The 12,201-nt window shown below is 60.4% G+C and carries 6 protein-coding genes; 3 read left to right on the forward strand and 3 right to left on the reverse strand.

Annotated features, from left to right (window positions below):
• Positions 1-12: 12 nt before the first annotated feature.
• Positions 13-1,032, forward strand: a complete 1,020-nt coding sequence (locus ACQK2L_RS23050; RefSeq protein ID WP_425399404.1) for a zinc-binding alcohol dehydrogenase family protein — start codon at positions 13-15, stop codon at positions 1,030-1,032.
• Here the strand turns inward: ACQK2L_RS23050 and ACQK2L_RS23055 are convergent.
• The 3 genes from ACQK2L_RS23055 to ACQK2L_RS23065 are packed head-to-tail and all read right to left on the reverse strand — an operon-like array spanning position 1,029 to position 6,485.
• The gene (locus tag ACQK2L_RS23055) at positions 1,029-1,862 is read right to left on the reverse strand and encodes an amidohydrolase family protein (RefSeq protein WP_425399405.1); all 834 of its coding nucleotides are present in this window, start codon (positions 1,860-1,862) and stop codon (positions 1,029-1,031) included. The genes ACQK2L_RS23050 and ACQK2L_RS23055 overlap by 4 nt on opposite strands.
• A 29-nt stretch (positions 1,863-1,891) precedes the next feature.
• Positions 1,892-3,343, reverse strand: a complete 1,452-nt coding sequence (locus ACQK2L_RS23060) for a DUF1501 domain-containing protein (protein WP_425399406.1) — start codon at positions 3,341-3,343, stop codon at positions 1,892-1,894.
• A 31-nt stretch (positions 3,344-3,374) separates the two neighbouring features.
• Positions 3,375-6,485 carry a DUF1553 domain-containing protein gene (locus tag ACQK2L_RS23065; RefSeq protein WP_425399407.1) on the reverse strand — a complete coding sequence of 1,037 codons (3,111 nt, stop codon included), beginning with the start codon at positions 6,483-6,485 and terminating at the stop codon, positions 3,375-3,377.
• A 770-nt stretch (positions 6,486-7,255) separates the two neighbouring features.
• On the opposite strand from ACQK2L_RS23065, the gene ACQK2L_RS23070 reads away from it, so the two are divergent.
• Positions 7,256-8,251: a PEP-CTERM sorting domain-containing protein gene (locus tag ACQK2L_RS23070; protein WP_425399408.1), complete on the forward strand. Its 996-nt coding sequence runs from the start codon at positions 7,256-7,258 to the stop codon at positions 8,249-8,251.
• Positions 8,252-8,562: 311 nt separating this feature from the next.
• On the forward strand, positions 8,563-12,087 hold the full coding sequence (locus ACQK2L_RS23075; protein WP_425399409.1) for an autotransporter-associated beta strand repeat-containing protein: 3,525 nt from the start codon (positions 8,563-8,565) through the stop codon (positions 12,085-12,087).
• Positions 12,088-12,201 lie beyond the last annotated feature (114 nt).

A 12,201-nucleotide genomic window follows, 5' to 3' on the forward strand; every position in this document is an offset into this window, starting at 1 on the left:
GCGAGCCGCACCATGAGAGTTCTTCAAATCACCAATCCGGGCGAAGCCCAGTTGATCGAGCGCCCCGTGCCTCGCCCCGGCCCAGGCGAGGTACTGCTGAAGGTCCGCACGGTGGGCTACTGCGGCACCGACCTAAGCACGTATCGCGGCGCAAACCCCTTGGTCCAGTATCCGCGCGTTCCCGGTCACGAGGTGGCCGGCACCATTGAAGAGTTCGGCGACGGGGTGAGTGCAGATTTATCCATCGGCCAGCACGTGCTCGTGTTCCCCTACACCGAGTGCGGTCAATGCACTGCCTGTCAGGCGGGCCGTCCGAATTGCTGCCAACACAATCAAACGCTCGGCGTGCAGCGCGACGGAGCCCTGGCCGAGTACGCCTGCCTACCCGCCGAGAAACTCATCGCCGCCCCGGGACTTTCGGATCGCGATCTTGCTCTGGTGGAGCCGCTCACGGTCGGCGCCCACGCCGTGGCGCGGGGCGCGGCGAACGAGAACGACACAGTGCTGGTCTTTGGCTGCGGCGCCATCGGGCTGGGCGTGATCGCCGCGGCGGCGAGTCGCCAAGCCCGCGTGATCGCCGTGGATATCGACGATGAGAAACTGGCACTCGCAACCAAGTGTGGCGCAGCCGAGTGCGTGAACTCCCAGTCCGAAGACCTCACCGCGCGCATCCAAGAACTCACCGATGGACATGGTCCCCACTTGGTGATCGAAGCGGTGGGACTGCCGCAAACGTTTCGCGCCGCGGTGGACTTGGTCGCATTTGCCGGCCGAGTGGTCTACGTTGGTTACGCGAAGGCCCCGGTGGAATACGAAACCAAGTTCTTCGTGATGAAGGAACTCGACATCCGCGGTTCCCGCAACGCCCTGCGGGCCGACTTCGACGCGGTGATCAAGATGCTGCAAGGAGGAACGCTGCCGGCCGACGAGATCGTCAACCGCACCACGAGCCTCGACAACGCCTGCGACGCCCTTGCACAGTGGGCCGCCAGTCCCCGAGAGGTAACGAAGATCCACGTCACGCTGGATTAACTACGGAGACCGTAGAACCGAGCGCAGTTCTTCCCCAGCACTCCCGCCTGCTCGGTGGGCGAGAGTCGCTTGAGGTAGTTGGTGACAATCTCCATCACGGCCGAATGCTCGCCAGCCAGCTTGCACACGGGCCAGTCCGAACCGATCATCAACCGCTCTGGGCCAAACGCTTCGAACACCACATCGAGGTACGGCTCAAAGTCACTCGGCTGCCAGGCTTGCCATTCGGCCTCGGTCACCATGCCCGATAGCTTGCAGTAGACGTTGGGAAACTCGGCCAGCGATTGGATATCCTCTCGCCAGGGCGAGAGATCCCCGCGCGCAATCGGCGGCTTGCTGATGTGATCCACGACGAATGGCTGATCGGGAAACTCGTCGACCAGCCTGCTGGCAACTGGCAAGTGCTTGGGAAAGAGCAACAGGTCGTAAGTGAGCCCATAATCGGCCAACCGCCCAATGCCATGGCGGAAATCGGCGCCGAGCATGAATTGATCATCAGGTTCGTCGTGAACCACGTGACGTACGCCCTTGAGCTTTGGGTGCGGGGCAAATCTGTCGAGTTGGCCCTCCAACTCCTCCGATCGCAGGTCGACCCAGCCTACGACACCTCGAATGAACTCGTATCGGTTGGCCAAATCGAGCAGCCACTCGGTTTCTTCGAGATTCTGTCGAGCCTGTACAACCACGCTGCCGTCGAAGCGGCTCTCTTTCAGCAGTGGCTCGAGGTCGACGGGTAGATAGTCGCGCTTCAGTGCGCCCATCTGCTCGTTCATCCATACATGCTCGCGTGGACTATAGCGCCAGAAGTGCTGATGAGAATCGATGCGCATTGCGGGTGTAGAACTTCTCTTCATAGAGCCTAAGAGATGATATCGTTGACCAACTCGCCATGCACGTCGGTCAGCCGGTACCGCCGGCCTTGGTGTTTGTAGGTCAACCGCTCGTGATCGATGCCCAGCAGGTGCAGCATCGTGGCGTGCAGATCGTGAACGTGAACCGGGTTGCGGGTGAGGTTGTAGCTGAACTCGTCGGTTTCGCCATACACCATGCCCGGCTTCACGCCGCCGCCAGCCATCCACATCGTGAAGCACCGCGGGTGGTGATCGCGGCCATAGTTGTTGGCCGTCAACGTGCCCTGGCTATACGCGGTGCGACCGAACTCCCCACCCCACACCACCAACGTATCGTCGAGCATCCCCCGCTGCTTGAGATCGGTGATCAAAGCGGCCGCGCCTTGGTCGGTGGCGCGGCACTGGCGGCGAATCTCGCTCGGCAGGTTGCCGTGTTGATCCCATCCTCGATGGAAGAGTTGAATGAAGCGCACGTTGCGTTCCGCCAATCGGCGCGCGAGCAGGCAATTGGCCGAGAAGGTTCCCGGCTCCCGCGAATCGGGACCGTACAGTTCGAACGTCGCTTCGCTTTCGTCCGACAGATCCGTCGCCTCGGGCGCGGAGGTCTGCATGCGAAACGCCATCTCGTATTGCTCGATTCGCTCCAGCACGCGCGGGTCCTGCGTCTGCTGGTACTGCAATTGGTGCAGCTCGCTCAAACGGTCAAGCATGTTCCGCCGGGCCTCGGGGCTCACACCGCCGGGGTTGTTCAGGTACAGCACAGGGTCTTTGCCGCTGCGAAACTGCACGCCCTGATGCGTCGACGCCAGGAACCCGCTACCCCACAATCGGGAATAGATCGGCTGCCCCGTCCCCCCTTTAGTCACCAACACGCAAAACGTTGGCAGGTCGTCATTCATGCTCCCCAACCCGTAGCTCAGCCACGCCCCGATCGACGGGCGACCGGCATTTTGGGATCCGGTCTGAAAGAACGTGATCGCCGGATCGTGGTTGATGGCCTCGGTGTGCATGGAGCGAATGATGCAAAGGTCGTCCACCACCTTGGCGGTGTGCGGCAGCAGTTCACTCACCCAGGTGCCCGATCGCCCATGCTGCGCGAACTGAAACTGCGCACCAGCCAGCGGCAACTTGGCCTGGTTAGCCGACATGCCGGTAAGTCGCTGACCTTGCCGGACCGAGTCGGGCAAGTCCTGACCGTTGAGTTCGTTGAGCAGCGGCTTGTAGTCGAACAGATCCATCTGCGACGGACCGCCGCTCATGAACAGGTAGATCACCCGTTTGGCGCGCGGTGCGTAATGCAACACATCCAGAGCGCCTGCTTTGGCCGCCGCGGTCGCGTCGTTTGGCAACAACTGCGAAAGTGCCGCCGCACCGAGCGACACCCCTGAACGAGCCAGGAAGTGCCGCCGGTTGGCGTACAGCGACAGTTGATCTTCTGGTGATGGGGAGGGGTTATTCATCAAAGAACGCACTCGGGGATTGCAAATCCAATTAACGTTTCATCGTCGCCGCATCGTGGTTCAACACCGCCTGAGCCACGGCGGCGAGTGCGGCCATATCCGCAGCCGTGGCAGCCTCGGGTTCTGGCAAGTCGCCAACGGACAGCAGCTGCTTGGCCGACTCAGGATTGTCGGCGTAGTACAGTCTCTGGTCTTGGTGGAGTTGCTTTAAGATCGCCAACTCTGCGTCGCTCGCGTGACGACTGGTCACCAGTCGGAAGAGCTGGGCGAGTTGCTCGTCCAGACTCGGCAGCTTCAGATCTTTGATGCGATAGGCCAAACCGCAGGCGGCTTCCACGTGCTGCGGGTCGTTCAACAGCACCAAGGCTTGCAGCGGTGTGACGGTCGATTGACGCTGCATGGTGCACACTTCACGGTCGGCCGCGTCGAACGACATCATCGCTGGCGGCGGGCTAGTGCGTTTCCAGACCGTGTACAAGCTGCGGCGATGGCTACCCGCACCGTGATCGCGTTTGTACGTGGCGGCTCCCTTTTCTTCCCACAACCCGGCAGGCTGGAACGGATGCGCCGGAGCGCCGCCGAGTTGTTCAAACAACAACCCGCTTGAAGCTAGCGCGGCGTCGCGAATCATTTCGGCACTCAGTCGCCCACTCGGTCCGCGAGCCAACAGTTCGTTCTCCGGGTCGCGTTCCAGCAGTTCGGCGTCCGCTCTCGACGACTGCCGATAAGTGGCCGATGTGACCATCAGCCGCACCAGAGCTTTGACGTCCCAACCCGATTCGACGAACTCCACCGCCAGCCAATCCAAGAGCTCCGGATGCGTCGGCGACGCGCCTTGGCTGCCAAAGTCGTTCGCCGTGCTTACCAGCCCCCGCCCGAAGATGGATTGCCAGAAGCGGTTGACGGCCACGCGCGAAGTGAGCGGGTGCTCGGGATGGGTCAGCCACTCGGCCAGACCCAGCCGATTCGGCGGCCCGACAGGCAGGTCCGGAGCGATCATGCTGAGCGTGCTTGCTTGCACGACCTCGCCGGGAGCATTGTACGCACCGCGCTCCAGCAAGTGAGTTTCGCCAAGGCTCACTTGGTCCTGCATGACGGCGATCTGATGGATCTGGTCGCGCAATCGATCGCGTTCGCGTCGCGCTTCAGTCAATTGCCCCACGGCCTCGCTGTAATCGGGATTCTGCCAAGCCAAAGTGTGTGCGAGCCACTCGCTTTTCGATGCCTCCTCGCTGGAGCGACCGCACAACTTATGGACCTCCAACGCCGTAAGCTGCTGGTCGTACACGTGCAGATCGTCAACCGCTCCGCCACGGAAGCCCGTATCGCGAAACCGCTGCCCCACGGCGAGCCGAACGTGCTCGTCGCTGGCGATGTCGCCCGCGACGTAACGGATGGTCCGTGTGAGCGAATCGTGCGTGGCTTGCGTGCTCGCTTCGGTGCCGTTGACGTACATCCGCACGCCGGCAGCACGGCTCGAGCCATCGTAGGTGACGACGAGCTGCGTCCATTCGTTCAGTGGCAAAGGCTCCTGGGCCACGACGTTGATCGCATCGCCCGGCCAGAAGTGCACCAGTGAGAACGCCGCTCGCCCTTGGTCGAGTACGATCTGGTATCCACGTCCGCAAGCGTCGAGCCATGCTTGCGAGCGGTGGACTACCACACAGCTCTGCTGTTCGACTGCCGGTCGTACCCAGATGCTCAACGTGAATGGATCGCACCGCTCAAAAGCGTGCGTTGGGCCGGTCCAACCATTGTCTCCATCGAGTTCGATACCGCGGCCTACCGCGCCGGCAATCGCCTTCGGCCGCCCCACCCAGCTTTCACCGTCACGCAGCGTTTCCATGTCATAAAAGCCGACCGGTGTGGGCAACGTCACTGCTGGTGGGCCGCCCTCCAAGTGCGTTTCGTTCGCCGCCTGACCAGCAGCGTCGACCTGCTGCTCCGCTTCCGCAACACGTGCCTCGAGCCGGGCGAGCTCCGCCGCCTGGTCCGTGGTCGGCAACTCCAGAGCCGGCGTGGGGACCGCGTCGGTGAAGTGAGAGTACAGTCCCAGCTCGCCCGTGTTGTTGAAAAAGGCAAACAGTTGGTAGTAGTCCTTCTGAGACACCGGATCGAACTTGTGATCGTGACACCGGGCGCACTCAAGCGTCAGCCCCAGCACCGCCGCGCCGAGCGTGTTGGTGCGATCGGCCACGTTCTCGGCACGAAACTCTTCTGGCAGGCTGCCTCCTTCGTTTGTCTCGCGATGCAACCGGCAGAACGCGGTCGCCAGGCGTTGCTCACGCGAAGACTCCGGCAGCAAGTCGCCAGCCATTTGCCAGGTGATAAACTCGTCGTAGGGTAAATTATCGTTCAGCGACTTGATCACCCAATCGCGCCATGGCCACACGCGTCGGAAGCGGTCGTTCTGATAGCCGTAGGTATCGGAGTATCGAGCTGCGTCGAGCCAGTCGACTGCCAACCGTTCGCCAAACCTTGGCGACGCGAGCAAGCGATCAACCACCCGCTGGTAGGCATCTGGCGACTCATCCGCCAAAAACGCGTCGATCTCGGCAATCGTCGGCGGCACACCGGTCAAGTCGAGGGTAACGCGGCGCAGCAGCGTCGTCTTCTCGGCGGCCGCGGCGGGACGCAATTCTTCGCGTTTCAAACGCTGTGCGACAAAATGGTCGATTGCATTGTTGCCCCACCCATCAAACGCCGGCGTGGGTGGCGTTGCCTTGTCAGGAGTGGCGAACGCCCAATGCTCCTGCCAGGGCGCTCCGGCGGCAATCCACCTCCGCACGAGGTTCTTCTCTTGGTCGGTCAGCGTGACCTTGAACTCCGGGGGCGGCATCTGCTCGTCAGGATCACCACTTTCGATGCGGCGAAGCAACTCGCTTTCGTCCGGCTCGCCCGCCACCACAACCGTGTAGTCTTCACTATCCGGTGCGGCGATAAAATCAGCGCCGACGTCCAAACGCAGATCCGCCTCGCGTTTGTTGCTGTCCGGCCCATGGCAGGCGAAGCAACGATCCGACAGCAGAGCGCGCACTTCCCGCGCCAGCGAGTCTGGCGTCTCGGCCAATGCTTGGTAGTCGAAGCACCACAGCAACATCAGCCCAACGAAGAGCTGACGCGCACCGACAAACTGTTGCATGGAACCATGGCACATCATACGCACATGATAGCAGATCGAACGCACAGACGTTCAGGCGGTTCCAAACACGCAATACATGCCGATCGCTTCACGTCCGACTGACTCGATGCGAGCGCACATACCTGAACTGCCGCCGCTCTTCCCGCAACACTTTGCCTATCGACCCCAAACTGGTCAGACGAGTGCCCCGCCAGCCATTCCTTGATTGGAAGACTTGAATGGAATAACGGTGGTGCAACCTTGTTGCTGCAGGCTCTCTTTGGTCAATGTTGCAACTCCATTGGGGGGGACAGCGGATGAATTCACACCCGCGGCCATCCGCACGAGGGCGATTTGAGAAGGTGCAGGTGCATTGTGCCAAACTGGACTTCACCTCCATATCGATGTCCAGTTTGCAAATGATTGCCGCACAAGTGCCGTATTCTGCAAGGGGAGGTCTAATTTGCGCAGGGGGTAACTATGCATTGCCAAAGGAGTCCTAAAACAGGGGCGCACGACGCGTGCAAACTCGGATTCTATGGTTATCTTGGAATTTAGTGAGTGGGCAGCTCATCTTTGGTAATCGCATGTGGTTACCTAGTCAGTTTGTGTTTCCTCTTCGACTCATTTGGTTGCTTCGGGTTTGCTTGAGCCGTGCCAACGATTGGCGGTCCCCGGGTAGCGTGAAGGAGGTATTAGCTCTTCTGTTTGGCTTCGCTGCTTGTGATGTCTGATACGGACCTGGCGAAGGGTCCAATTCAATTTCTTTCTTGTTTGGGAGTGAGATTCTTATGAAGATGTTCAACTGTGGATTAGCGATCCTTGCGATCGCGCTGTTGGCCACGCAGGCAAAGGCTGATCTCTTTGCCTACGAAGGTTTTGACCCTGCCGGCGCTACGCCCGACCAGGATCTTGTAGGCACCGCCAATGGCGCCACGAGCATGGGCTTCACCGGGGGCTGGGTGCTGACAAACGGCGGCAACGGTGCTTCCGCGTGGCGTGACGCTGGTCTGTCCTACCCCGGCACCTACGCCGGAACGAACACTGCGGTTGGAGGCCACGCTCAAAACACTGGCACAAACGTGAACTCGCGTATTGCTTCTGCGTTCAACGCAACCGCTGACGCCGCGATCAATAGCGCGGAAATCGTGTGGATGAGCTGGCTGGCCGAACGCGTCGGACCAACCACGACCGAGTACGGCGTAATTCCCGAAGGCGATCGACTGCTGTTCAACCGGCTTTCCGAGTATCCGCGCAACTTTGGTATGAAGATCGGCATGGAGGCTGTGAACAACAACGGCGATGACGGCCAGATCGGCAAAGGTAGCGACTGGAACAGCACCGGCGAGGTCTACGGTGTTGACACTCCACCGCACCTGGTCGACTCGTGGGGTGTAAACGACTTTGAAGACGTGGACGCTGTCTACACCGGTGAGTACTTTGACGATGGCACCGACCACATCGTGCTTAGCGTGTACCCTGCGTCGTCCACCTTCGCACTGTGGATCAACCCTGCCGCGGGAGATGCTCCGGACTATTCATTTCAGCACACTGATGAAGGAACGCTTCAGGAATTCGTCATGCACGCGATCGGCTTCGACGCCGGCAGCGATAGCGGTGATCGTGCGCCCGGCGACTGGGTGGTTGACGAAATCCGTATCGGCGACTCGGCGATGGACGTGGCCGGCCTCTCGTTGCCAACGGTAATCCCTGAGCCCTCTTCGCTCGTCGCGCTCGGCGGCCTGATCGGCCTGGCTGGCTTGGCTCGCTTGCGACGGCGGAGCTAGTTTGCAACAGATTTTGAATTCGAATGAGTAAGGATTCGGCGTCCGCGGCCATGGCCGCGGACGCCTTCCTTGCCAAATGCGTGCGGAACAGAAGACCGCTTTGGAGATGAAGCAGTCACATAATACATTTGGGAGCGCGACTCATCACGCTGCTCCCCTCGAAGTTCTAGGTTGTTCGTTCTAAAGATCGCCCCCTCAAATAGTACGGTGAGATGCGGCAGTTGATGACCGCGGGCGACAATTGGTTTACGCATAGGTACTTTCCTATTGCCCAATATCAAGGAGGCTCCGCCTGGCTGCGGAGGCTAGCGATGATTCGACGCGCCTTTGTTGTATCCCTATTTTCGGTTGGGCTTGTGTTTAGCGGGATCACAGCTCCTGACGCATTCGCTGAGGGAGAGTCGCTGGCCGAGTTCGAATGGAACGAGTTGGCAGGCGGAACCCACAACTGGACCGACACGTCGCCCAGCAACTGGATTGCGCCTACACCAGTGGACACCGGCAACCCGATGTACCCCCTGTGGTCGGACATTCCCGGCAACGACGACTACCCGGACGATCCCAGTCGCACAGACGCGGACCCCAACACGATCGCCCCAGTCGTGGGCGCAAACCTGTCGGTCGGGTTGACCGGCGACCTGACGGTCGACATCCCCACAGACGTGACAATCGCATCGCTCGAGATCGGTGTCGCGGGTCGCACCACAACCGTCGGCAGCACTGGCGGGCGGCTGCTGATGAAGCATGACGAGCCTAACGTCACAGTAGAAATCCCCGACCCCGACCCAGAAGCAGAACCGGGCACGATGGTCGACGAGTACACATTTGCGTACAACGCAGGACTCGCGATTATCAAAAGCAACGGCAGCGGATCCGCATCGAACGTGCTTGGTGCGGTTGTGGGATCGCAAGAGACCGTAGAGTTTGCCGGCGATAACTCGATTACGCTCTCCGGTGGACTTCAAGAAGTCGCATCGAACATTGGTGACGACACGATTGCCAACAACACCAATTTTCGTAGCCATGTCGGCTCATTTGACCCGATGCAACCGATCGAGGCGCAGACACGCGTGATCGTTACCGGGCTAACGACCACAGTCGTCGATAACCTGCTGAACGCAGACGATAACCCGGAGGACGTGCCGCTCTCGTTTAACCGGGGCGGGGCAACCACCCAGGAGTTTATGTCCGACAACAACCTCGAAGTGGGTAGGGACCACCCCCATGGCATCCTGGATCTGGTGGGGGGTATTACTGGCAATGGCCGCGTTAGGTTTGGCAATCAGTCGACGAATGAGGGCGCCACGCCGCTCAGCACGGTGGTCTTGTATGACAACAACGACATCGGCACGACGTCGACCGGCGCAGTGCTAACCGGCCGCGTCTTTATCGACCGCGGCAACGTGGTCATGCGCCACAACAACGCGTTTGGAACTGGCACGGTCGTCAATGGCACCGCCGCGAACCAGGTGGGCATGAACCTGGTCGTCGCGCCGGGACCCACTGAGTCTGGCAGCGTCGAGCGTGTGCTCGAGAACAACTTCTCGCTTCCGCACGACTTCACAGTAAAGAGCTCCGATGGAGACCATTCTCTAACTATCAACGGCGACACCGACGCATCGAACAGCGGAGCGTGGATCAACCTACTCCCAGACGGCCAACAGCTCACCATCAATGGTCAGGTCTGGACCAACGAAAATCAGGAAAACCGCTATGGCTTTGATGGCTCGGGCAAAACGATCGTGCGCGGACGCATCATTGCCTGGGACTCGGCAATCAAACCCATGCTGCCCCCCAACGGCACCACCACCCGTATCGAAAAGCACGGCACCGGCGCAGTGTACATCGAGTCCAGCCTCGGCCCCGACGGCGTGGTCGGCGGCGGCGACGACCACGACAACAGCACCACCTGGACGAACAACCTGTCCAGCGTGTCCGACGGACAAGAAGCAACCATTATCATCGGGGGCGGCAACCTGCACTTTCGCGTTGTGAGTGACATGGGCGCGTCGAATCTCATGGTTGAATCCAACGGCGGAGCGACCGGAATCGACTCCGGTACGATTGCCGCGGCCAGCAGCATCAACTCGCGATTCAGTCGCTCCCTCGATTACATGGGCCCCTTCGAAGGATTGCCTTTTCCCACACTCAGCCAGGACGTGGAGAGATCCAACGCCTGGGACCACGGTGGCCTGATGCTCACTACGGCCGCAGACGCCTCGGCCAACCTTGATTTCACCTCGGGTAGCCTCGTAAGTATGCAGGACATGACCGTCGCCGCGCCCGAAGGCGGCATCACCTACACCGGCACGATAACGCCAGCGGCGCTCGAGTACCGCATTGGCAACATCACCGGCAGCCCGACCACCTATCGCCTTGGTGGCGGTAGCGGCACGCTTACGATCCCGACCAGCAAACTCAGCGGTAGCAATGCGCTGCTGGCCACCAACGGCGGGGACTACAGGAATCCCAACGGAGAAGACCGCGTGCGACTGGGCATGGTCAAGCTGGAGGGCACTAACAGCTACACCGGCCCCACTACCGTCACCGGCAAGTATCAAAACACGCTGCAGGATGTCGCGTTCGCGGACAGTGTGAGTCTCGCAGAGACCCGGCAGTACAACGGAACCACGCTCGCGGTCGACCAGATGGGTGCGATCGGCTCGGGCCCGCTGATGATCCAGGGCTCCACCCTTCGCTATGAGGGCGTGGGCGAGAGCACCAGCCGCTTATTTACAGTTGGCACCCACGGCGCTACCCTCGATGCATCGGGATCCGGTGCAATCAACTTCTCGAGCACCACCGCGCTCACCATGGATACAGCTGAAGCACGCGGCGCGAATATCTCCGCAGGGTTCTCGCAGGGTGCGAACCAGTTGGTTGGCTTCTTCCATACCGATGACCTGGTGATTGGAATGGAACTTAGCTACCCCGACTCCGGAGGAGGGGACCCGCACGAAACCACCATCACGGACATCCTAAGCCCTACCCGCATTCTGGTCGAGGATGAAATCACCGACGACGCCACGACCACAGTGAGGACCGTCACGTTCACCGACACGGAGCGCACCTTCGCGCTCACCGGTGACAACACCGGCGACAACATCCTGTCTCCCGCGATCACCGACTCCACTAACAGCGGCGTGGTCCACGTCGAGAAGTCTGGTGTCGGCAAGTGGATCCTCAATGGCGCGAACACCTATACGGGCGACACCAACGTGCTACAGGGTACGCTCGGAGTGATGGATGGCATCGGTACTCTTGCTGCCGGCACCAATCTGATGCTGGAAGACGGGGCAGCTCTCCAGTTCGAGATCAACAGCGCCGGCACTCCAGGCACCGACTACGATCAGCTCACGATTGCAGGTGATGCTACGCTTGCAGGCCTGATTGATGTCTCGATCTTGGGTGCCGCTACGGCGGGGCAGACGTTCGACATCATCACCACCAGTGGTGGAACCATCGACATGACGGATCTCTCCGTCGTCGGCGATGGCAACTTCACGCTCTCCTTGGAGAGCATGGACACGATCTTGCGACTGACGGCAGGTTCCGCAGGCGGACTTGCCGGCGACTACAACGACGACGGCGTAGTGAACATCGGCGACTACGTGGTTTGGCGAAACAATCTTGGCAGCACAACGGCAATGCTGCCAGGCGACAACACGCCGGATATCGTCGATCAGAACGACTACACCGTGTGGAAGGACAACTTCGGCATGACGTCTGGTGCAATTGCGGGCATCTCCACCCAGCAAAACGTACCTGAACCCTCCACTATCGTGATGCTGCTTGCTGCGGCCGCTCTTGCCGTAACTGTAAAGCGTCGCGCATAAGTATAGACTTTGACAGAGTATTGAGATCGGCGGGTTCCACCGTCAGGTCAGATCCTGCCGATCTCCTCAGTTCGTGCCTCCACGCCCCGGCTTTAACCCTAGGCGTCAATTCTG

Source organism: Aeoliella sp., from assembly GCF_965227375.1.
In the GTDB taxonomy this organism is placed as follows: domain Bacteria; phylum Planctomycetota; class Planctomycetia; order Pirellulales; family Lacipirellulaceae; genus Aeoliella.